This window comes from Candidatus Kinetoplastibacterium crithidii, from assembly GCA_027557655.1.
GTDB lineage: Bacteria > Pseudomonadota > Gammaproteobacteria > Burkholderiales > Burkholderiaceae_B > Kinetoplastidibacterium > Kinetoplastidibacterium crithidii_C.
Map to the genome: position 1 here is coordinate 623,180 of CP064915.1, position 25,700 is coordinate 648,879.

Here is a 25,700-nt window from a genome sequence, read left to right on the forward strand (position 1 = left end):
AGAAATGAGAACAAAGGCATTAACAATAGAATTATTAACAGAAGAATTACCACCAAAAAAATTATTTGAAATTGAGAATACTTTTACTAATTCTATAAGTTTAAATTTGTCTAATAATAATATTATAGGCGATAATAATATTACAAATTGTTACTCTACTCCCAGAAGATTAGCTATTTCATTTTCTCATATACTAGAAAACTCACCTGATGTAACAAAAAAAGAAAAATTAATGCCTAAAAAAATAGGCTTGACAGAAGATAATCATCCTACAAAAGCATTAATAAAAAAACTATATTCAAAAGGTTTAAGTGAAAAAGATGTATCCAGAATAAGAATTGAATTGAATGATCAACAAGAATATCTAATAATAGAAAATTCTATTACTGGAAAAAAAATTCAAACTATCGTCCAAGAAGCAATAGACACAACAATTCAGAATATATCTAACCAATATCAATCAATGAGATATCAACTTCAAGATGAAGTTAAAACAGTTAAATTTATTAGACCAGCAAGAAACCTACTTGTTTTATTTGGTGAAGAATTATTAGATATATCTGTTTTAGGCATAAAGTCTTCAAATGAAACTATTGGACATAGATTTATGTCCAATAGTTTCATAAAAATAGACCATGCTAATAAGTATGAAGATATTCTAGAAACGAATGGTTTTGTAATACCATCATTTATAAAAAGAAAAAATTATATTTTGAACGAATTAAAAGATAAAGCTTCTCAAGTAAATAATATACTGGGAGATCATAAAGAATTAATGAATTTATTAGATGAAGTGACAGCCACAGTTGAATATCCATCTGTACATATAGGTGAATTTGATAAAGAATTCTTAGAATTACCTAGAGAATGTTTAATTCTAACTATGCGTTCACATCAAAAATACTTTCCTTTATTTGAAAAAGAAAATAATAAATTAACAAATAGATTCCTAATTGTAAGCAATGTCTATTCTGGCAAAGAAGAAAATATAGTCCTAGGAAATCAAAAAGTAATATATCCAAGATTATCTGATGCCAAATTTTTTTATGAAACAGACAATATGGTATCTCTAGAGAATAGAGTCCTAAAACTTAAAAATGTAATATATCATAATAAAATAGGGAATCAACTAGAACGTGTAGAAAGATTGCGCTTGATAAGCAAATATCTTGCGGAAAAGTTATTAGCAGATCCCATATTAGCAGAACGTGCTGCTATGTTATCAAAATCTGATCTGGAATCATTAATGGTTAGCGAATTTCCTGAATTACAAGGAATAATGGGATCTTATTATGCTAAACAAAAGGGAGAGCCAGATAGCATAGTAGAAGCATTAAAAAATCAATATATAAACAGATTTGAAAACCCTGTTACAAACAAAAATATAATCTCAGCTATACTTTTTCTTTCTGAAAGAATAGAAAAACTTATAGGTTTATTTAGCATAAAAATATATCCTAGTGGAGAAAAAGATCCTTATGGACTCAGAAGAGCAGCTATAGGGATAATAAATATTTTTGAGAAAATGGTTGAAGGTAAAATATTAGAAGTAAACTACTTTAATTATATCGATATCTTAGACTTATCTGAACTAGCATTATCATTATTTCATAAACAAAACATTGATTTAGAAACTCCTAAAAAAGTGGTAGATTTCATACATGAACGTTACAAACACCAATTATTAAATAATTTTAATAAAGATATTATAGAATCAACTTTTGCAAAAACACCTCCACTACATTTAATATTGCCAATATTAAAAACATTAGAAGCATTTAAAGCCACACCAAATTTTTCATTTTTTCTTACAACAAATAAACGTGTAAACAATTTTTTGAAACAAAATAATCTGTCTATAAATTCTTTTGAAGAAAACCTAATAGACAATGATGCCGAAAAAATTCTTTATGAAAACCTCTTAACTACAGAACCTACCCTATTAAAACTATTACAACTTGGAAAGTTTTCAGAATATTTAGAATTAACTTTTTCATTAATCTACAAAACAGATAACTTTCTAAATAAGGTTACGATAATGACGACAGATAAAAGAATTTGTAATAACAGATTAGCTCTTTTATCAAAGATAAGAGAACTAATCAATAATTTTGTAGACTTTTCATACTTAACACATGAAAATAACAATATTTGATAAAAACATATAATATAAAAATAAAATTTATTTATTGGAATATGAAAGCATTAATAATTTTTTTAAGATCTTTTATATATATGTTGTTTTTAATAATAACAATTATACCTTATTCAATATTAAGTTTAATGACATTCGTTTTGCCTCTAAATATACGTTATAAAATAATAACATTATGGCCTAAAATAGCATTATTGGGATTAAAATTTATATGTAATCTTCGATGGAATATAAAAGGAATAGATTTAATTCCAAATCAACCTCTAATTATTGTGTCTAATCATCAATCTATATGGGAAACTTTATTTTTTATTGCCTATTTTCCTCAAAAAATATGTTTTATATATAAGAAAGAACTTAACTATATACCTTTTTTTGGATGGGGATTGATTTTATTAGACATGATAGCAATTAACCGATCTGAAGGCTTAAATTCTTTTAAGAAAATATCAGAAATAGGCACAAAAAAATTGGAAAATAATTATTCAATATTAATATTTCCTGAAGGAACAAGAGCAGCGCCTGGAAAAATAAAAAAATTCAAGATTGGAGCATCATTATTAGCAAATAATACTAGATGTAATATTCTACCAATAGCACACAATGCAGGTAATTTCTGGAAAAAAGATAGCTTTATAATACGACCTGGTATCATAAAGCTATCTATAGGTAATGTAATAAAAGTAGATTCATTAACTCCAAGTGAAATTAACATAATAATTTATGAATCGATCAAAAAAGAATTCACTAAAATAAACCGCGAAGATAATACCTGTCTTGATTAATTTATTTCATTGTATAAAACCATGGCAATGCTTAAATTTTTTTCCACTCCCACAATAACATGGATCATTACGTCGAATTTTCCCAACAGGTTTTGTATCTCTAAACTCATCTTCAGAAGAAATATTGCTATGAAAGTCAACTAATAACAAATTCTTTGCTATATCTTTTTTTATATTTTCTAACATTAAAGAAAAATTCTCAAATGCCTCTTTTTTATATTCTTGTTTAGGGTTCTTTTGAGCATACCCTCGAAGATGAATGCCTTGTCTCAAAGAATCTAAAAAAGATAAATGATCTCTCCAATTTGTATCAATAGACTGTAAAAAAATAAATCTTTCTATTTCTGTCCAATCTAAATTACTAGACATCTTTTTTCTATTTGAATAAAAATTTATTAAATAATCTGCGACTAAATTTAATAAAGTATCGATATCCTCGATATTATCGATATTCTTCTGAAAAAAATCTATTAAATCTAAATTCACATGTAATAGATTTTTTATAGCATATTGTAATTCGAGTAATTGCTCTTTATCAAAAAGATCTACCAATATAGAATGAGAAATATTATTTATGACTGTCTTAAAAACAATACTAATAGCGTCACTAAAAGACTGTCTTGATAAAATATCATTTCTTTGCAAATAAATTATTTGACGCTGTTCATTTGCTACATTATCGTACTCTAACAATTGTTTTCTTATATCAAAATTTCGACTTTCAACTTTACGTTGTGCATTTTCTATAGCCCGGTCAACCAAACTAGATTTAATTGGTTCCCCATCAGGCAATTTCAAACGCTTCATTATATGTTGTAATTTTTCACCAGCAAAAATTCTCATCAATGAGTCATCAAGTGATAAATAGAAACGAGAAGATCCTGGATCTCCTTGTCTACCAGCTCGTCCTCTTAATTGATTGTCAATTCTTCTAGATTCATGCCTTTCTGTACCTATAATATGTAGACCACCAGATTTTTTTACATCTAAATTTAAAGAACTCCATTCTTTTTTCAATTTATCAATAATTATATCTTTAGAACTAGCATCTATCTTATTGCTATACAAAACTTTCTCTATTTGCTTATCGATATTACCGCCTAATAAAATATCAGTACCACGTCCTGCCATATTAGTAGCTATGGTTATAGAATATGGTTTACCAGCTTCAGCAATAATATCAGCCTCGCGTTCATGTTGTTTTGCATTTAGAATGTTGTGTTTTAAACTCTTCTTTTTCAACATACCAGACAAAAGTTCTGAATTTTCAATACTGGTAGTTCCTACAAGTACAGGCTGACCTTTAGTATTACAAGAAACTATGTCTTTTAGTATAGCCTCATACTTTTCTTCCTGCGTCTTATAAATATGATCATTATAATCACATCTTATCAATGGTTTATTAGTTGGTATTACTAAAGTTTCTAAACCATATATTTCTTGAAATTCATAAGCTTCTGTATCAGCTGTTCCTGTCATTCCAGATAACTTATCATACATTCTAAAATAATTCTGAAAGGTTATTGAAGCCATCGTATGATTCTCAGCATTGATAGCAACTCCTTCTTTAGCTTCAATTGCTTGATGTAAACCATCTGACCAACGCCTACCATTCATTAGCCTACCTGTAAATTCATCTACTATAATAATTTCATTATTCTTAACTACATAATGGTGATCTCTTCTAAATAAATTCCACGCTCTTAAAGCTGCCATAACATGATTGATGAGATGAACGTTGTTATAATCATATAAAGATTCATTGTTATGTAATAAACTATGATTCTTTAAAAAGCGCTCTACATTTTCATGACCTGACTCTGATAAATACACCTGCTGATTTTTCTCATCAATCCAGAAATCTCCGTCAGGTTCATTCCCGTCTCTATCTGGCTCTGTAACCATGCGTTTTAATAAAGGAATAATACGATTAATTTTTATATATAAACCGGTACTGTCACTTGATGCTCCAGATATTATTAAAGGAGTACGAGCTTCATCTATCAGTATAGAGTCAACCTCATCAACAATAGCATAATTCAATGTTCTTTGACGTTTATTATCTAAGCTAAATTCCATATTATCTCTTAGATAATCAAAACCAAACTCATTATTTGTTCCATATGTAATATCAGCTTTATATGCAACAATTTTCTCTTCTGGAGTTTGATTAGCAACAACAACTCCTATAGATAAACCTAAGAAATTATATAGCTTACCCATCCATTCAGAATCTCTACGTGCTAAATAATCATTAACTGTAACAACATGAACGCCTTTAGAAGGTATAGCATTTAAGTAAACAGCTAAAGTAGCTGTAAGAGTTTTACCCTCACCTGTTCGCATCTCAGCAATTTTGCCATTATGTAAGGCAATTCCTCCTAATAACTGCACATCAAAATGACGCATATTATATACCCTTTTACTTGCTTCCCTAACAACAGCAAATGCTTCTGGTAATAAATCATCTAAAGAAATGCCTGTTTCAAATTGCTCACGAAATTGTTTAGTTTTAGATTTTAGCTCATCATCAGTTAAAACAATTAGTTGTTCTTCAAAACTATTTATTATATTAACTAAATCATAATATTTTTTTAATAACCGATCATTACGACTACCAAAAATTTTTTTGAATAAAAAGAAAAAGTCCATTGCCAAATTATAAGACTCCATTATAAGACATCTAGAATCAATCACTAGATTCTGATTTTTGCAGAAATTTAAATTTATATGCTTTATTAGTTATTGTAATTTCATTTGTAATAACTAATAATTATTTTATAATCTAAATATTTAAACCTATATAATAATTATTTTACCAGTATAAAACTATACTCTATATTTAAAATGGCTATTCATTATAAAAAAAATAAAGGAAACTATAAAAACATATTGGATATATTAGTTGTTAAATGGTTAACTTTAGATAAAAATACCAATAATATTATCAACATAGCACAAAACATAATAAATATAGAGCATGCTATTTCTATTTTCATACCTAATAACTTAAAAATTTCATATAAACTGATTAAATTTGAAAATAACATTCTATCAATTGCAGTGCCAAACTCAGAAAATGCAACAAGAATACGTTATTTCTCAAAAGAGATTATAAAAAATATGCAATCACAATTTTGTTTAAAAATTGATGCAATCAAAATAAAAATATATAGCAATTGTTTTATAACACATAAAAAAATTGCAAAGAATAATACAAAGTGTTTTCTAAACGAAAATAGTCTAAATAATTTCAAACAATTAGAAAATAAAATACAAGAAGGACCTTTAAAAAAATCTATATCAAATTTGATAAAGAAAAACTCTATGTTATAAAAACGCAAAATTATGTTATCATAAATTCATATTATAATCGTATTAATCAACTGTAATATATTCCCACATATCTTGGTTTTTTAATAAAGCTCTAACTAATTTATTGTTCAAAGAATGACTAGATTTACCAGCTGTATTCCGAGCTATTAAAGAATGTCCTAATAAATATAGATCTCCTATTGCATCTAGAATTTTATGCCTTAAAAAATTCATCTTTATAACGCAGACCTTCATTATTTACAATCTTATTATGATATAAAATAATAACATTGTTTAAACAAGACCGTAATGCTAGACCTTTAGGTCGCAAATAGTTAACATCTTCTATAAATCCAAAAGTTCTTGCCATAGAAATATTTTTTATGTAAGTTTCCTTAGAAATATTAATTTCCATATTATTAGTAGTAGATATAATAACAGGATGTCTATATTCATTGAAAAATTTATAATAAACTTACTACAAGGCTCTAATCTAGCATATTTTTTTATTTTTCATCCTCATCAAAAACCTCTATTGGCTTAAGTATTTTTATAAATTTTTTAGGTGCATCTTGTTCAACAATACCAGACGATAATAAATTAAAAAATGGAATAGAACTACCGTCCATTATTGGAATTTCCTCTGCATTAATATCTATATGCAAATTATCTATCCCCAAAGCAGATAGAGCAGACATTAAATGCTCTACTGTAGATACTCTTACGTCACCACACTGTAAGACTGTTACCAACTGTGTATCAGCTACATAATTCGCATAAGCTGGGATATCAACGACAGGATCTATATCTATTCTATGAAATAGAATGCCACTATTAACATTAGCAGGCCTTAAAATCAAATCAATAGTTGGATCCCAATACCTCTTATACTAACAATTTTCTGTATGCTATATTGTTTTAGCATAAATAAACCTTATTTACAGAATATAATATATATAATCTAATCGACTCGCTTTCTTAAGAAACTAGGAATATCAAAATCATTATTACTTTTGACAGATTTATCGTTGTCAACATTAGATTCTTTGACTCTAGGATTTGTAATTACAGATGGAGAAGAAACTTTATTTTGATATTTATTAGATTCAAAAGATGCTCTTTTCTTATCAATAGAGATACTCTGCAATTTATTATTGTTTATGTTATCTGAAGACTTATTCAAACCTGTCGCTACAACAGTAACTCTAAGTTCATCACCCATAGAATCATCATAAGCATTACCAAAAATCACAGTTGCATCTTCTGAGGCATAGGCACGTATTATCTCCATAATTTCACGAGTTTCCTTCATTTTTAGTGATCTACTAGAAGTAATATTAACTAACAATCCTTTTGCTCCTTCTAAATTAACTCCCTCTAGTAATGGACAAGCAATCGCCTGTTTTGCTGCAATTTTTGCACGTTCCTCACCAGATGCTACTGCAGTACCCATCATGGCTTGTCCATGCTCTCCCATAATTGTACGAACATCTTCAAAGTCAACATTAACATTACCATCTACGTTAATTATTTCTGCAATACCGGCACAAGCATTATGTAAAACACTATCAGCAGCTTTAAAACAATCTTCTTGAGTAGCATCCTCATCCATAAATTCATAAAGATTCTCATTCAAAATCACAATTAAAGAATCCACATGTTTTGATAATTCTTCTATACCCTCTTCTGCTAAACGCAGACGCTTATTACCTTCAAATAAGAATGGTTTTGTTACGATTCCTACTGTCAATATACCTAAATTTTTTGCTATTTCTGCAACAATAGGACTAGCTCCAGTACCTGTACCTCCTCCCATTCCTGCAGTAATAAATACCATATGAGAACCATCTAATACAGAACGGATCTCTTCTCTTGCCGTTTCAGCGTGTGCCCTTCCTTGTTCTGGTTTAGCTCCTGCACCTAAACCAGTCTCTCCAAGACGAATTTGTACAGGAGCATTAGTAGCAACTAAAGCTTGAGAATCTGTATTTGCACATATAAAATCAACACCCTTAATTCCACTATTAATCATATGTGCTACAGCGTTACCTCCTGCACCTCCGACACCTATAACTTTTATAATTGTTCCTTTGGAACTATTATCTAGAATCTCAAACCTCATATGATCCTCTCAAACCTTTTCAGTATTATTACTAATAAAAATAGTATTCAATATGTAAAATAATAACCACTAGAACTAGACTCTACATTATCTAAAATATACCATAATGTTATTTAATTCTTGCATGAAGCCATCGATAATATGTTCAAACATAAATCTTCATAACTAATTCCATTAGCTTTTGCCGCAATTGGCATTAGAGAATTTAAAGTCATACCAGGACAAGTATTAATTTCTAACAACCAAGCTTGATTAAACCTATCTAAAATTAAATCTATTCTAGCCCAACCTTTACAATGAATCACTTCATAAGCTTTTTTTGATATCTTTATAATATTGTTCTTCAGTTCTATAGGTAAATTAGCTGGACATAAATACTTAGTTTCTTTGGAAAAATATTTACTTTCATAATCGTAACATCTATTATCCGGGGTAATTATTTCTATAATTGGTAAAACTTTAATTCCTGAAGAATCTTCAATAATAGAAACTGTCAATTCTCGACCAACAATTAATTTCTCAGCAAAAACTTCATTATTAAAAACTGATGCATTGATATATGCTTTCTCCATATCCTCATAAAATTTTACTACTGTTGTTCCTACGGTGGAACCCTCTCCAACAGGCTTAACAATTAAAGGCAATCCTAAAAAATCGCATGCATTGCTAAAATCTTTTTTCCCTGATAAAGACATAAAACCAGGAGTCAATAATTCTTCATATTGCCATAATTTTTTCGTAATTATTTTATTGATTGCTATACTAGATGATAATTGACCACTTCCAGTATATGGAATACCCAATAGATCTAGAATACCCTGAATAACACCATCTTCTCCAAATCTGCCATGTAACGCAATAAAAACAACAGCAAATTTTTCTTTTATCAAATCATCTAGACTATTAATTCCTGTATCAAATAAATAAACATCTAATCCTTTACTTTTCAACGCATTAAATATATTTTTTCCTGAAATCAAAGATACCTCTCTTTCAGAAGATTGACCTCCATACAATACTCCAACCTTGCCAAAAGATATAGTCATATAAAATCTCCTATTTGACAAGCTACCTTACTAATAGATCCAGCTCCCATAATAATTACAAGATCATTATTTCTAACATAATGAACAATAGCTTGTGGTAAATCTGTGCTTTTTTCTATAAAAATAGGATCCACTTTTCCAGCTAATTTCACAGCTTTAGCTAATGACCTACCATTTGCCGCTATCAAATGATCTTCTCCTGCACTATAAACCTCTGTTAATAATAAACAATCAACTGTACTTAAAACCTTAACAAAATCGTCAAAACAATCTCTAGTTCTAGTATATCTATGAGGTTGAAAAACTAGAATTATACGACTATTAGGCCTAGCACCTCTTGCAGCAGATATTGTAGCTGCAATTTCTACAGGATGATGTCCATAATCATCTATAACCTCGAAAAAACCACCTTTATTATTAGAAACTGGAAACTTACCAATATAAGTAAATCTTCGCCCAACCCCAGTAAAAGAATCCAAAGCATTACATATATCATGATCTGAAATTCCTAGTTCAGTTGCGACTGCTATAGCAGCCAAAGCATTCTGCACATTATGCAACCCAGGCAAATTTAATCTGACTTTTAAAGGAATAAGTAATTTATCAATATATCTTCTAACTGTAAAACACATAGACATATCATTTGCTTGAATATCATAAGCATATATTTGAGCATCTGAATATATTCCATATGTAATAATAGGACGAGAAATATATGCTGCTATATCAGAGACTATTTCATTATCAGAACATAGAATTGCTTTACCATAAAAAGGCAATCTATGGACAAACTCTATAAAAGATTGTTTAAGTCTATCTATATTATGAGAATATGTATCCATATGATCTGTATCAATATTTGTAATAACTGCCATTACTGGTAACAAATTCAAAAAAGATTCATCAGACTCATCTGCTTCCACTACTATATATTCACCCTCACCCAAACCGGCATTAGAACCTATAGAATTTAATTTGCCACCTATAACAAAAGTAGGATCAAAACCACCAGAAGCTAACATACTAGCAATTAAACTAGTTGTAGTAGTCTTCCCATGTGTACCAGCTATGGCTATTCCTTTCTTAAATCTCATAAGTTCGGCTAACATGACAGCTCTAGACACAATAGGTATATGTTGACTTTTAGCTGCTATTAATTCAGAATTTGTATTTAAAATCGCTGATGATATAACAACCACTTCAGATCCACTTATATTTTTAGGATCATGTCCTATATGCACAACAGCTCCCAAGGAACTTAAATGTTTTGTAATCAAGGATTCTTTTATATCTGAACCAGTAATGTAATATCCTAGATTAAGCAGAACTTCAGCTATTCCACTCATTCCAGAACCACCTATCCCTATAAAATGTATATGTCTAATATTTTTTTTCATATATGTTATTTTTCTTAAATATCTCACAAGATTCAGCAATAATATTATTAGTATCAGGTTTATATAGCGAATATGCTTTAACAGCTCTTTCTAAGAGATCATCTCTATTAAGGTTCTTTAACCAACAAGCCAACCATTCTGCTGTAAATTCATCTTGTTTAATCAACCATGCAGCTCCAGCTTTGTATAAAAACTCAGCATTTTTCCATTGATGATTCTTTATAGCTTTAGGAAAAGGAATTAATAAAGAAGCAACTCCAACAGCTGTTATTTCAGCAATAGTCATTGCTCCAGCCCTACAAATTACTAAATCAGCCTTAGATAGCTCCTCAGCTATATTAGCTATAAAACCTACACAATCTACCTTTAAACCAAGTTTTTCATATTTATGAGTTATTTTATTTAAATGTTTATTTCCACATTGGTGAAGAACAATTGGCCTTTCTTCTGGCTGCAATAAGTAGATTGCCTCCGGTAAACAATTATTAATATCTCCAGAGCCAAGACTACCTCCCAATACTAACAATTTCAATGTTTTATTGGAACGAAGAGAATACCTAAAGTAGGGTGAAGAGATGCTTAAAAATTCATTACGAACAGGATTACCAACAAACTTTATATTTTTATACTGACTAATAGGGTAACCACTCAAAACCTGTGAGGCAAATTTATAGAGAAGACTGTTTGCTCGACCCATAATAGCATTTTGTTCATGTAAAATAATAGGTATTCTTCCCAGCGAAGCTACTAAGCATACAGGAATAGTTATATAACTACCCATACCAATTACTAAATCAGGTTTTTCCGAATAAAATATTTTCCAGACATTAATCATCGAAATTAACAATTTAAATGGGAAACTTAGTAGTGTAGTAATTTTTCTATTTGGTAACCCATAAAAATTAATAGAACGAAAATTTAATCCATTTGATCTAACTATATCATGCTCCATTTTATGTTTATTACCTAGCCATAGAACATCCCAATTTCTTTTTTTTAAAATATCAGCTATAACCAACCCTGGCATAATATGACCAGCAGTGCCCCCAGCCACAATAATTACTAAACTTTTTTTCATATGTGACTCTCTCAAAATTTTTAGGTTTTTCGAAGCAAAAAACTAATTTGAAATGAAATATTAGCTATATAAATATATCTAATATTATGCTAACAATAATCAAATAAATAAATTGTCATTATGATTTGGAAAGATTCATTACTACATCAGAAAAAACATTACCTCTATGACTATAGTTATCAAACATATCAAAACTAGCACAAGCAGGAGATAATAAGACGATATCTCCTTTTGTAGCACAACTTGAAGCTTTCAAAACGGCCTCTTCCATAGTAAGTGAGAAGAAACAAGGGATGTTAGTTATTTTAATTGCCTCATAAATCTCTAAACTATCTATACCTATCAAAATAACCATTTTTGTATATTCTGCAATTGTTTCACAAATACGTGAAAAATCTTGATTTTTCCCTACGCCACCCATAATCAAAATGGTTTTTTTATCAAAACTCTTCAAAGCTGTTATAGTTGCACTTATATTAGTACCTTTGCTATCGTCAAAATAACTAATGCCATCTATTTCAGCTACAAATTGTATTCTATGTGGCTCTCCTAAGTAATCATATGTTGTTTGTAACATCGAACTAGTTAATGGCATGATAAAACTAATTAACTGCAGAGAAGCTAATACATTGGTATAATTATGTATTCCTCTAATTTTTAATAAATTGGATTTTAATAAATAATAATTAAATCCTTTCTTTAAATCTTCTTTGTAGCTAAGATCATTACCTATCTTACAAGAACTCTTGGAACCTTTCTCAATAAAAGCTACAAGCCATCTTATATTTTCTCTAATAATCAAACCAAAACAAGAGTCATTCATAGGAATATCTGACCCAAAACTATATGAATCTATCTTAGATTCTAATATTTTTTGTCTTAAGATTCGATCATTACGATTAATTATTGATATTTTTGACATTCTTAAGAGTTTTAGCTTTGTATCCCAATAAGAATCCACTGTTCCATGCCAATCAATATGATCAAAGTCCAAATTAAGAATAACTGAGACATCTGAACATAAAGACTTGATTGTATACAACTGAAAACTCGATATTTCTAAAACCCATACTTCAGGCAAAATATTTTGTTCTAATGCATCCATCAATGCCTTTAAAACTGGAGGTCCTATATTACCAGCTTTACAAACCAATACACCAGATTTTTTCAGTATTTCATAAGTTAAAGAGGTAACTGTAGTTTTACCATTGGTACCAGTAATAGCTATTATTTTAGGATTATAATCATATACTATTTTTAAATCACTTAAAGCCCTAGCAAATAATTCAATATCTCCAATAATTTCAATATTTTCATTACTAGCTGCTGCAAAAATTTTTTTAGCAAAAACTTTATTAGGACTAATTCCTGGACTAATAACTATATAAGCAACTCCGGTTAACCACTCTATACAAAAATTTTCTTCGCATCCTAAATGATATATAATATTTTTACTAGGGAATTTCTTCGTTAACTCTACAATACCTTTAGAATCCTTGGAAGAATCTATCACTATAATATCGAAACCTGAATATAAACACCACAAAGCAGAAAACAATCCAGAATCACCTAGACCTACTATCATCACCAGCGGATTATTTTGAATGTTCATCTTATGATCAAAGAAGATAATGCTATCAATACCAATATAATATTTACAATCCAAAATCTTACTACTACTTGAGTCTCTTTCCAACCTACAATTTCAAAATGATGATGTAGTGGGGTCATTTTGAAAAATCTTCTACCAACTCCATATCTTTTTTTTGAATATTTGAACCAAAAAACCTGAATCATAACAGACATAGCTTCAGCAACAAAAATACCACCCATTATGATAAGTGTTATTTCCTGTCTGACAATAATAGATATAACTCCCAATGCTGCACCTAAAGATAAAGAACCTACATCACCCATAAATACTGTAGCAGGATGTATATTAAACCATAAAAAGGCTAGTTCAGAACCTATTATGGCTGCACAAAAAACTAATAATTCATTAGACGCATTTACATAAGGAAATAATAGAGTATTAGAATATGTTTCATTCCCAATTACATAAGCAAAAATACCTAAAGAACCAGCAACTAAAATTACAGGGAAAGAAACAAGACCATCTAGACCATCAGTTAAATTAACCGCATTACTTGTTCCGACAATAACAAAAATAGTTAAAAAAATAAAAGTTATAAGACCAATTTTGCAACTAAGATATTTAGAAAATGGTAACAGTAAATCATAACTAAAAACAGACCTTTCATCTATGATCATATATGATATGCTAAGAGCAATTATTCCTGCACTAATTATCTGTAATAATATCTTTAATTTTGCAGAAATTCCCTCTGGGTTATTATAAATAACCTTAACAAAATCATCAAAAAAACCTATCATTCCGAATAAAACCATTGTTATAGATACAATCCAAATATACTTATTATTTAAATCAGTCCACAAAAAAGAACTAACAAAAATTGATATTAATATAATTAGCCCTCCCATTGTCGGAATTCCATCCTTCACTAAATGAGATTTAGGACCATATATACGAATTGACTGTTTAATTTTTAATTGTTGTAATTTCCTAATTAGATATGGAGATAATAAAACACCTATTAACATAGATGTAAAACAAGCAAATAAAGCTCTTAAAATAATATTTTCACACACTTGCGAATAAGCAAGGTATTTAAAAAACTCATAAAACATTTATTCCTCTATCATAGATTATCATTTTCAAAATGAGATATAACCTGTTCCATTTTCATAAAACGAGATCCTTTAACTAAAATACTAGCAGGACCTGGAATCTTACTTATTATTTCAATAATTTCTTCTATATCTTTACAAACCAAAGAGTTACTACCAAAAGATTTTGACAAAATACTACTAAATTTCCCTATAGCTATTAATGAATCAATACCATTTTCATATGCATATTTTCCTATTTCATAATGCATACTGCTTCCCTCTGAACCAACTTCGCCCATATCACCAAATACTAAAATTTGAGGTTTCTGTAATTTTTTTAAAACGTCTATTGCAGCTATAGCAGAATCAGGATTGGAATTATAAGTATCATCTATTAGTAAAACTCTATTCTTCAATCTGTGAAAACACATTCTTCCTTTTAAAGATTTAAAACAGGAAATATATTGAATAATCTTAAAAAATGGAATACCGAAAGCCAATGCAACAGTAATTGCAGCTAAAGCATTCTTTAAATTATGTATTCCTGGAATATTTAGCGTTAATGGAGATGATATTTCTCCATTAAAAACAACAATACAACTAGTTTTTTCTTTCGATAGAAAAACATCTTTTGCGTATACGTTACAATTTTCCTTAAGACCAAACCGTAAAACTTTTTTCTCAATAGCTAACTTATCCCAAATTCCTGTACAAACGTCATCTCCTGGATATATAACAAACCCATTATCTGTAATAAAATTTATGACACTACCATTTTCGTAAGCTACGGAGTTGACATCTTTCATAAACTCTTGATGTTCTCGTTGTGCATTAGTTATAACAGCTATATTAGGATTTACTATTTCAGACAATATGTTAATTTCACCAGGATGGTTCATTCCAAGCTCAAAAACACCAACTCTATGATTTTTTTTAAGACCCAATATAGTTAAAGGTACCCCTATATGATTATTAAGATTACCTTTTGTGTAAAGACAAAAATTATTGCCTACAAAACTAGATAGAATAAGCGCAATCATTTCTTTAGTAGTCGTTTTTCCATTGCTGCCAACTACTGCTATAGACGAAATATTGTACCTTCTTCTCCATGAAAAACTTATATCAACTAATGCATCATGAGTATTATTAACCAAAATTTGAGGTATTTTTTCTAAAGAATTATATAAATCATGAGAAACAATCGCAGCACAAGCACCTTTTCTATACGCAGAACCTAAATAATCATGACCATCAAAATTAGGACCTTTTAGAGCAAAAAACAAATTACCTTTCTCTAAAGATCTCGAATCTATTGAAATACCAGAAACATTAGGCAAAATCATAGCTAACTGAGCCCATTGAGCATCATCAAAAAATATTTTTCCATATATACCTTCTTGATATTTTTCATGCCCTTTACCTGCTATTAAAACAATATCTCGATAGTCTGAATTCCATATTGCATACAATATCGCTCTAGAACGTTCAATAATAACGACAACATTGTCAGAATAATTATTTCCTTCCAACATTTGGGCTATAATTACTTTAGGATCTTCAGTACGTGGATTATCACTAGTAATCACTACTTTATCTGAAACTGATAAAGCAATTTTAGTCATATCCTTTCTTTTTCCTGGATCTCTATCTCCTCCACATCCAAAGACACATATTAATTTTCCTTGTCTCAAAGTACTTTCTTCTTTTAAAGACATCAATGTTTTCTCTAGAGCATCAGGAGTATGAGCATAGTCTACAATCACAGTTACAATGTTATTACGTCCAAAATCTAATATAGGTTCAACAATCTCCATTCTTCCGTGAATATTTTTTAGTTTTTCAATAGCGTAGATAATATCTTTATTGGCCATACCAATTACTTTTAAAACACCAGCTACTAATAAAACATTCGATATATTATATTTCCCTATAACGCCAAATTCCACATTAGACAGATAATCAAAAATAGCTATCCTGAAACGATAACCTATATCAGTTTTACTTATATCATAAGCAGTTATATTAGGATTTAAATTATGATCCAAACCAAATGTTATTTGTAAACTACGGGGAATTTGTTTTAAAATTTGCCTACCAAAATGATCATCAATATTTATTAAAATATTACTTAAAGATTCAAAACTAAATAACTTACTCTTTGCTAATTGATAAGCATTTAAATTTTTATGATAATCCAAATGATCTCTAGTTAAATTACTAAAACAAGCAACTTTTAATTTTACTGAATCTAATCGTCCTTGATCTATACCTATAGAAGATGCCTCCATAACTATAAACTCCACCCCGTTCATATACATCTCACTGATTATCCAATGCATCGTTAGAATATCAGGGGTAGTTAATCCTCTATAAATAACTTTACCATCTGGCAAAATAGCACCAATAGTTCCAATAGCCCCACATTTTTTGCCATAATTATTCAAAGACTGTACTATCCAATTTACACAAGTAGTTTTGCCATTAGTTCCTGTAATAGCAATAATGTTAATTTTTGATGAAGGATGGTCATACCATTTATCTGCTAAACGACCTAATATAGCACCTAAATTTCTAACCTTTAAATACTTGATATTTTTATGTCTTCTAATTTCATTAGAAACCTCGAAATGTTCTTCTATTATAATAGAAGAACATTTCTTATTTATAGCTTCTAGTATATAAGATACAAAATCATTTTGATTTGATACACTATTCAGAATAAATACATCACCATGCAATATCTTCCTAGAGTCTGGAATTAGACGAGCGTAATTAGGCGCATTTTTTTTTAGCCATAAAAATACTTCCTCAACCTGATACGGGGAGGTATCTATTAAATTTATCATAAATATACAACCCTTAATTTTTTGTACATATTAAAACAAAAAATTAACTCTAAACCTATTCATTAAAAGATTTTTGAGCAACTCTTAAAACTGCAGAACGAGCTCTTGGATTTCTTAAAATCTCACTTTCATCAGGTAATACTCTTAATATTTGTCTTACTTTGGGAGTAGGCAAGTCCTTTTGTAGCAAAGGAAGTTCTGAATATATAGATTTTTTTGACTCATCAAATGTAATAATATTTTTAACGATTCTATCCTCCAAAGAATGAAAACTTATAGTTACCAATATTCCTCCTGGTTTCAATATTTCTATGGCTGATGCGATACCTTTCGATAAATCAAACAATTCGTTGTTAATATAAATCCGTAAGGCTTGGAAACTCTTAGTTGCTGGATGCTTACCATTCTTTTTTTTGGGGACGACACAGGATATACACTCGGCCAGATCAAGGGTTGTTGTAAACGCCTTCTTCTCTCTACGAGCAACAATTGCTTTTGCAATCTTAAAAGCAAACCGTTCTTCGCCATAATTAAATATCACCTCCCTAATTTCATCAATACTTGCTATAGATAACCATTCAGCTACTGAAATGCCTTTTGTAGGATCCATCCTCATATCTAGAGGACCATCTTTTAAAAAAGAAAATCCTCTATTACCATTATCAAGTTGTGGAGAAGAGACTCCAAGATCTAGAAGAACACCATCAACACAAAAAATATTTCTGCGGAAAAGTTCATCTTTAATATTAGAAAAACTATTATGAATAACTTTTATCCTATTATCTTTTTCTGACATTTTCCTAGCAAACTCAATAGCTTCTGGATCTTTATCAAAAACAAATATTTTAGAACTATTATCTAGAAAACTTAATAATTCCTTACTATGTCCACCTCTACCAAAAGTACCATCTATAAATATACCATTTGTGAGTTCATCCTCTCTTGAGGAAAACATATGCGTCTTTTGTTCCTTTTTTAATAAAGAATTTACTGCCTCTTTTAATAAAACTGGTCTATGTTCAAAATACATACCAAAAAGATATAAGAAAATAAAATTTAAAATATTTATTCAATATTAAGTCAACAAATAATCAATAATAAGAAATTGAGCAATCAAAAAAGAGTAAGTCTATAGGCCGGATTCTGTAGGTTTATTAAAATATAATAAACTGACGATCATTCATCTGCACAAATTTTTGCAAATTTGTTGTAGCCATCTACCCGCATACTAAAGCGGATTACTCTTCATGATATACTATCAAACGTATGCCTATTTGATGTTGCTCCGGATAAAGGTTGCCGCGTTTCACCTTGCAAAAATAATATTTTATCAAAAAATTAATTGCAAACTCGTCTCTGTGGCCCTATTTCTTAGCTTTATGCAAAACTAGACGGCTGTTAGCCGCTATCCCATCCTATGGAGTCCGGACCTTCCTCGAGATATGTAACACCCCGCGATCATCCAACTTACTCTTAAATATATTTTAATGTAATTTGAAATTATATGAAACAATTTTATTTTCTTGAAAACTTATTAATTTAAAACATATGAAATTATTTGACCTAATTATTATCTCTGGAGCTACTTTATCACATGCAAATTATAAGATATTAGATAATATTAGCTTAGTAATAAAAAATACTGATCGCATTGGGTTGATAGGAAAGAATGGATCTGGAAAGTCATCTTTTCTTGATATGATTAATGGGAAACATTTAATCGATAATGGATCTATAAGCAAAAAGAATAACATAAAAATATCATATGTTGAACAAGAGCCCATATTACAAGAAGATATTGATATATTTAGAACTATATATAATGATATATCATCTGATTATCAATATTATGATAATAGCAAAGTAGCAAGAACAAAAAAAATAATCAATGATCTCAATCTTAAAGAGAATATTTTAATAAAGAATATATCAAAAGGAATATACAAAAAAGTTGCCTTAGCAAAAGCAATAGTAGATGAACCTGATTTATTAATATTAGATGAACCAACCAATCATCTAGATATTGAAGGAATAGAATATTTTGAAGATAAATTATCTAAATGGAAAAAATCATTAATTTTGGTAACACATGACCGTTATTTCCTAGATAAAATTTGCAATAAAATTATTGAAATTGATAGAGGCAAATTACTTTATTTTCCTGGTAATTATTCCAAATGGCAATCTCACAAAGATCACATTATTGAATCAGAAGAAACAATAGAAAGAAAACTTGATGAAGTCTTATACCAAGAAGAATTATGGATTAGAAAGGGTGTCCAAGCAAGAAGAAAACGTAATGAAGGAAGAGTTAGACGTTTGGAACAACTCAGACAACAACGAGAAGAAAGAATAAAAAATATAGGGAAGATAAAAATAAAATTTAATGAAAGCAAAACATCTGGAAAAATAGTATATAAGGTTACATCAGTTAGTAAAAGCTATAATAATATAAAAATTATAAATAATTTTTCTACTGATATAATAAGAAAAGATAGAGTTGGCATAATTGGCCCTAACAGTGCTGGAAAAACGACATTATTAAACATAATTTTAAAAAAAGACCACCCAGATTCTGGTAATGTAGAAAGTGGAACCAACATAGATGTCGGCTATTTTGATCAACACAAAAATTCACTATATGAAGACAGAACTATTTTAGAAAACATAAGCATAAACGGAGAATGGATATTTTATGATAATCAAAACATACATGTTATTAAATATCTAGAAAATTTTCTATTTCATCCATCAAAGATTAATAACCTAGTGAAGACTTTATCAGGAGGAGAAAAAACAAGATTAGCACTAGCAATGTTATTATCAAAGCCAACAAATGTACTGATCCTAGATGAGCCCACTAATGATCTAGATATAGAAAGTATAGAAATACTAGAAGAAAAACTACAGAATTACCATGGAACTATCATAATAGTTAGTCATGATCGAGCCTTTCTAAATAATATAGTTACTCAAACAATAGCATTTAAAGGAAATGGTAAATGGCTTAATACATTTGGAACAATAGATGTAAATGAATACTTTTACCATAAAAAACAAGACAAAGTTAATAAAAATATATTGATAAATAAAAACTTAGAGAAAAAAACAGAAAGAAAATTAAGCAAGCTACAACCTTGGGAAGAAAAAGAATTAGAAGAAATTACAAAAACTATAAGTATATTAGAAAATAAACTACATGAACTAACTATAGAACTTAGTAATCCTGAAATATATCAAAAACCTAATTCGTTTTTAGAAGAAATAAATATTAGAGTAAAAACAATACAGCTAGAAATTGAAGAAAAATATACAAGATGGGAAGCTCTTGAAGAAAAAAATAATAAACAGAAATAATAACTAATTAAATACACCAGTTAATCATGCTGCCAGCGCCTAAAGGAATAAGTTGAATTTTACCCATCTCTAACATATCAGGAATAATATTTTCTTGTCTACGCAAAATAAAAGAATCTCTATTTCTAGGTAAACCATAAAAATCAGGCCCATTAAAACTAGCAAAAGCCTCAAGCTTATCTAGGCTATTATTCTCATCAAAAACATTTGCATATAAAGACATAGCATTATATGCATTATAACACCCTGCACATCCACATCTATTTTCTTTTAAAGAACGACTATGGGGAGCACTATCTGTCCCCAAAAAAAAACGTTTACTACCACTAAAAACAGCTTTAAGTATAGCATTCCTATGTTCTTCTGTTTTTAGTATAGGCAGACAATAAAAATGAGGATTTAATCCTCCAACAAAAAGGCTATTTCTGTTATATATCAAATGTTGAGGAGTTACTGTGGCACCAATTGGGCCTATATCCTCTATAACAAAATCAACCCCTTCTTTTGTAGATATATGCTCAAATACTAATTTGATTTCAGGAAAATCTCTTCTTAGAGGAATCATGACTTTATCAATAAAAAATCTCTCCCTATCAAAGATATCAATATTTTTATCTGGTAATTCTGCATGAATTAAAAGAGGCATACCAATATATTGTAATTTTTCAAGCACTCCTCTACAGTTTCTAAACAAATTAGAAACACCTGCACTAGAATTTGTTGTAGATGTAGCAGGATAAAACTTAAAAGCAAAAACAAAACCTGACGAATGAGCATATAAAACTTCTTCAGGTTTAGTATTATCTGTTAAATATATAGTCATTAATGGTGTAAAATTATTTTCTTTGGATATTTGCTTATTTTTTTTCAATCTAGCAAGTGCATCTAAAATTCTAAACCTATAATTCTCTGCCATTTTAGTCGTTGTAATAGGCTCTATTAAATTTGGCATTATTATAGCTCTTGAAAACTGCTTAACCGTATCAAAAATAACAGCATCCAACATTTCACCATCTCTGAGATGAACATGCCAATCATCAGGCTTAGTAATTATAACTCTATCAACTAATTTATCCATATATTAAAAATCAAGCAAAATATAAAATCTATGTATTTGTATTATAAGGAGAAATATCATCATATAAACAACTAAAACCTTTAACCAAACGATACATTACCCAAACAACAGTTAACAAAATACCTAGATAACCAATATAAATAAAAGTTAAAATGAGACATGTTGTTATTAAAAATAAAGATAACCAAAAAGTGTATAATAACCAATCAAAATGCTCTACATATACAGCATTATGAAGATCGCCCCTTTTGTTATATATAATGACTACAGATAAGATAGTTGAGGGCCAAAAAAAACCTGATGTTATAAAGCCTAAGGCAAAAAGAATATATACAGTCTTTACTATTGTTTTAGGATCTGAAAAAAATCCTGAAGATGAAGAATCATAAAAGTTCACTATATTATCTCCTTGAAAAATCAAATATTTACTAGTTCAAGTCTAGTACTAATAAATATTTAGCACAAGAAAAAAATAAATATAGCCATAAATATAGCCACATATAAAATATCATAGAGATTAATTATTAAGAATTAATTTTAGATACAAAAATACCCTACAGACTTTTATCTGTAGGGTTTTAAATAATAGCCTGACGATAACCTACTTTCACAGACTAAAAGTCTACTATCATCGGCGCAAAGGCGTTTAACTGTCCTGTTCGAGATGGGAAGGAGTGGAACAACCTTGCTATAGTCATCAGGCATAACCTGTACACTGTTTGTCTAAAAAAATAACAAACATAAAAACAATCTAGAAGAAGCAACAAAAATATAAATTAGGATGTAAGAACCTTAATTAATAACATAACATATAATTATCTTAATAACCTGTAGAGTTATAGGATCAAGCCTCACGGGCAATTAGTATCGGTTAGCTTAATACATTACTGTACTTACACACCCGACCTATCAACGTCCTAGTCTTGAACGACCCTTTAGGGGGATCTAGTCCCCGGGATACCTTATCTTCAGACGAGTTTCCCGCTTAGATGCCTTCAGCGGTTATCTCTTCCGTACTTAGCTACCCGGCTATGCCATTGGCATGACAACCGGTACACCAGAGGTACGTCCACTCCGGTCCTCTCGTACTAGGAGCAGGCTCTGTCAAGTATCCAACGCCCACGGCAGATAGGGACCAAACTGTCTCACGACGTTTTAAACCCAGCTCACGTACCTCTTTAAATGGCGAACAGCCATACCCTTGGGACCGACTACAGCCCCAGGATGAGATGAGCCGACATCGAGGTGCCAAACACCGCCGTCGATATGAACTCTTGGGCGGTATCAGCCTGTTATCCCCAGAGTACCTTTTATCCGTTGAGCGATGGCCCTTCCATTCAGAACCACCGGATCACTATGTCCTGCTTTCGCATCTGTTCGACGTGTCAGTCTCACAGTTAAGCACGCTTATGCCATTGCACTAACAGCACGATTTCCGACCGTACCTAGCGTACCTTAGAACTCCTCCGTTACTCTTTAGGAGGAGACCGCCCCAGTCAAACTGCCCACCATGCACTGTCCCAAATCCGGATAACGGATCAAGGTTAGAATCGCAAACAATCCAGGGTGGTATTTCAAGGTTGGCTCCACATAACCTAGCAGTCATGCTTCAAAGCCTCCCACCTATCCTACACAAGATTATTCACAACCCAATGCAAAGCTACAGTAAAGGTTCATGGGGTCTTTCCGTCTAGCCGCGGGTAGATTGCATCATCACAAACACTTCAACTTCGCTGAGTCTCAGGAGGAGACAGTGTGGCCATCGTTACGCCATTCGTGCAGGTCGGAACTTACCCGACAAGGAATTTCGCTACCTTAGGACCGTTATAGTTACGGCCGCCGTTTACCGGGGCTTCGATCAAGAGCTTGCACCCCATCACTTAACCTTCCGGCACCGGGCAGGCGTCACACCCTATACGTCGACTTTCGTCTTTGCAGAGTGCTATGTTTTTAATAAACAGTCGCAGCCACCGATTATCTGCGGCCTCTTCATGCTTTGAGCGCAAGCTCATCACAATAATGAGGCATACCTTCTCCCGAAGTTACGGTATCAATTTGCCGAGTTCCTTCTCCTGAGTTCTCTCAAGCGCCTTAGAATATTCATCCCGTCCACCTGTGTCGGTTTGCGGTACGGTCTTGTACAGCTGAAGCTTAGAGGCTTTTCTTGGAACCACTTCCAATCACTTCGCGAAATTTATCCGCTCGTGCCACACCCTTGAATTACGTGACCGGATTTGCCTAATCACCATCTATAATGCAGCAACAGGGATATCCAACACCCTGATGATTTTCCACGATCCGTCCCCCCATCGCACTGTACAATGGTACTGGAATATTAACCAGTTTCCCATCAGCTACGCATCTCTGCCTCGCCTTAGGGGCCGACTCACCCTGCGCCGATGAACGTTGCGCAGGAAACCTTGGACTTACGGCGAGGAGGCTTTTCACCTCCTTTATCGCTACTCATGTCAGCATTCGCACTTCTGATACCTCCAGCAGCCTTTACAAGCTACCTTCACAGGCTTACAGAACGCTCTCCTACCGCGTGTAATAAAACACGCCCGCAGCTTCGGTTTATTGCTTAGCCCCGTTACATCTTCCGCGCAGGACGACTCGATCAGTGAGCTATTACGCTTTCTTTAAAGGGTGGCTGCTTCTAAGCCAACCTCCTGACTGTCTATGCCTTCCCACTTCGTTTCCCACTTAGCAATAATTTGGGACCTTAGCTGGCGGTCTGGGTTGTTTCCCTTTTGAGTCCGGACGTTAGCACCCGGTGCTCTGTCTCCCACGCTGTACTTGTACGTATTCGGAGTTTGCCATAGTTTGGTAAGTCGCCATGACCCCCTAGCTATAACAGTGCTCTACCCCATACAGTAATACGTGAGGCACTACCTAAATAGTTTTCGGAGAGAACCAGCTATTTCCAGATTTGTTTAGCCTTTCACCCCTATCCACAGCTCATCCCCTAATTTTTCAACATTAGTGGGTTCGGTCCTTCAGCACGTGTTACCGTGCCTTCAACCTGGCCATGGATAGATCATCTGGTTTCGGGTCTACACCCAGCGACTAAATCGCCCTATTCGGACTCGCTTTCGCTACGCCTCCCCTATTTGGTTAAGCTTGCCACTGAATGTAAGTCGCTGACCCATTATACAAAAGGTACGCAGTCACGGAATAAATCCGCTCCTACTGTTTGTATGCATACGGTTTCAGGATCTATTTCACTCCCCTCCCGGGGTTCTTTTCGCCTTTCCCTCACGGTACTGGTTCACTATCGGTCGATCACGAGTATTTAGCCTTGGAGGATGGTCCCCCCATATTCAAACAGGATTTCGCGTGTCCCGCCCTACTTTTCTTACGCTTAGTTCCACATCAAAGATTTCGTCTACAGGGCTATCACCTACTATGGCAAAGATTTCCATCTTTTTCGACTATCAATAACGCTATAACGTAAAGGCTGATCCGATTTCGCTCGCCACTACTTTCGGAATCTCGGTTGATTTCTTTTCCTCGAGTTACTTAGATGTTTCAGTTCACCCGGTTCGCTTCTACTGACCTATATATTCAGTCAGTGATACCCTCTTAAGAGGGTGGGTTTCCCCATTCGGAGATCTGCGGATCAAAGTTTGTTTTCTAACTCCCCGCAGCTTTTCGCAAGATACTACGTCCTTCATCGCCTGTGATCGCCAAGGCATCCACCATATGCACTTATTCACTTGATCCTATAACACTAAAGGCTATATGAATTAAAGTTAACTACATGTTTGTGCTGTTCATAAATATTCTAAAGATTTTACTCTCAAAGAACATAATTATAATTAATGCAATCA

General features: G+C 31.4%; 15 protein-coding genes, 2 rRNA genes, 1 other RNA gene and 1 pseudogene. 4 read left to right on the forward strand and 15 right to left on the reverse strand.

The window, feature by feature from the left end:
- Positions 1-4 precede the first annotated feature (4 nt).
- Entirely contained in the window at positions 5-2,155 is a 2,151-nt protein-coding gene (locus I1N47_02915) for a glycine--tRNA ligase subunit beta (GenBank protein WBF65915.1), read from the forward strand.
- 41 nt (positions 2,156-2,196) lie between these two features.
- Positions 2,197-2,940 (forward strand): 1-acyl-sn-glycerol-3-phosphate acyltransferase, encoded by a 744-nt coding sequence (locus I1N47_02920; protein ID WBF65382.1) that lies wholly within the window; start codon positions 2,197-2,199, stop codon positions 2,938-2,940.
- A 6-nt stretch (positions 2,941-2,946) separates the two neighbouring features.
- Here the strand turns inward: I1N47_02920 and secA are convergent, their stop codons facing one another.
- Positions 2,947-5,592, reverse strand: coding sequence for a preprotein translocase subunit SecA (gene secA / locus I1N47_02925; GenBank protein ID WBF65916.1), 2,646 nt, complete (start codon positions 5,590-5,592; stop codon positions 2,947-2,949).
- Between the two features lie 195 nt (positions 5,593-5,787).
- Here secA and I1N47_02930 point away from each other — a divergent pair, with 195 nt between their 5' ends.
- On the forward strand, positions 5,788-6,276 hold the full coding sequence (locus I1N47_02930) for a DUF721 domain-containing protein (protein WBF65383.1): 489 nt from the start codon (positions 5,788-5,790) through the stop codon (positions 6,274-6,276).
- A gap of 42 nt (positions 6,277-6,318) precedes the next feature.
- Here I1N47_02930 and I1N47_02935 read toward each other — a convergent pair.
- From I1N47_02935 to rnpB, 10 genes and pseudogenes are all read right to left on the reverse strand, one after another.
- A pseudogene (locus I1N47_02935) lies at positions 6,319-7,180 on the reverse strand (UDP-3-O-acyl-N-acetylglucosamine deacetylase).
- Positions 7,181-7,216: 36 nt separating this feature from the next.
- Positions 7,217-8,377, reverse strand: a complete 1,161-nt coding sequence (gene ftsZ, locus I1N47_02940) for a cell division protein FtsZ (protein ID WBF65384.1) — start codon at positions 8,375-8,377, stop codon at positions 7,217-7,219.
- Positions 8,378-8,490: 113 nt separating this feature from the next.
- Complete coding sequence (locus tag I1N47_02945; GenBank protein ID WBF65385.1) at positions 8,491-9,423, reverse strand: D-alanine--D-alanine ligase; 933 nt, start codon at positions 9,421-9,423, stop codon at positions 8,491-8,493.
- Positions 9,420-10,820: a UDP-N-acetylmuramate--L-alanine ligase gene (locus tag I1N47_02950; GenBank protein ID WBF65386.1), complete on the reverse strand. Its 1,401-nt coding sequence runs from the start codon at positions 10,818-10,820 to the stop codon at positions 9,420-9,422. The genes I1N47_02945 and I1N47_02950 overlap by 4 nt, the downstream gene beginning before the upstream one ends.
- Positions 10,804-11,898, reverse strand: coding sequence for an undecaprenyldiphospho-muramoylpentapeptide beta-N-acetylglucosaminyltransferase (murG, locus tag I1N47_02955; GenBank protein ID WBF65387.1), 1,095 nt, complete (start codon positions 11,896-11,898; stop codon positions 10,804-10,806). The genes I1N47_02950 and murG overlap by 17 nt, the downstream gene beginning before the upstream one ends.
- A 118-nt stretch (positions 11,899-12,016) precedes the next feature.
- Entirely contained in the window at positions 12,017-13,510 is a 1,494-nt protein-coding gene (gene murD, locus I1N47_02960) for a UDP-N-acetylmuramoyl-L-alanine--D-glutamate ligase (GenBank protein WBF65388.1), read from the reverse strand.
- Entirely contained in the window at positions 13,507-14,607 is a 1,101-nt protein-coding gene (locus tag I1N47_02965) for a phospho-N-acetylmuramoyl-pentapeptide-transferase (GenBank protein ID WBF65389.1), read from the reverse strand. The genes murD and I1N47_02965 overlap by 4 nt, the downstream gene beginning before the upstream one ends.
- Before the next feature lie 11 nt (positions 14,608-14,618).
- Positions 14,619-17,435, reverse strand: a complete 2,817-nt coding sequence (locus I1N47_02970) for a UDP-N-acetylmuramoyl-L-alanyl-D-glutamate--2,6-diaminopimelate ligase (GenBank protein WBF65390.1) — start codon at positions 17,433-17,435, stop codon at positions 14,619-14,621.
- A 55-nt stretch (positions 17,436-17,490) separates the two neighbouring features.
- Positions 17,491-18,465, reverse strand: coding sequence for a 16S rRNA (cytosine(1402)-N(4))-methyltransferase RsmH (gene rsmH / locus I1N47_02975; GenBank protein WBF65391.1), 975 nt, complete (start codon positions 18,463-18,465; stop codon positions 17,491-17,493).
- Positions 18,466-18,551: 86 nt separating this feature from the next.
- Positions 18,552-18,909: RNase P RNA component class A (gene rnpB / locus I1N47_02980), an RNA gene on the reverse strand.
- Positions 18,910-18,983: 74 nt separating this feature from the next.
- On the opposite strand from rnpB, the gene I1N47_02985 reads away from it, so the two are divergent.
- A complete protein-coding gene (locus I1N47_02985) occupies positions 18,984-20,792 on the forward strand; it encodes an ATP-binding cassette domain-containing protein (protein ID WBF65392.1) in 1,809 nt (602 codons plus the stop codon).
- 7 nt (positions 20,793-20,799) lie between these two features.
- Here I1N47_02985 and pyrC read toward each other — a convergent pair whose 3' ends face one another.
- From pyrC to I1N47_03005, 4 genes are all read right to left on the reverse strand, one after another.
- Positions 20,800-21,870, reverse strand: coding sequence for a dihydroorotase (gene pyrC / locus I1N47_02990; protein WBF65393.1), 1,071 nt, complete (start codon positions 21,868-21,870; stop codon positions 20,800-20,802).
- Positions 21,871-21,898: 28 nt separating this feature from the next.
- A complete protein-coding gene (locus I1N47_02995; GenBank protein WBF65394.1) occupies positions 21,899-22,267 on the reverse strand; it encodes a hypothetical protein in 369 nt (122 codons plus the stop codon).
- Between the two features lie 191 nt (positions 22,268-22,458).
- Positions 22,459-22,572, reverse strand: a 5S ribosomal RNA gene (gene rrf, locus I1N47_03000).
- Between the two features lie 138 nt (positions 22,573-22,710).
- Positions 22,711-25,592 (reverse strand): 23S ribosomal RNA (locus I1N47_03005).
- Positions 25,593-25,700: the final 108 nt, after the last annotated feature.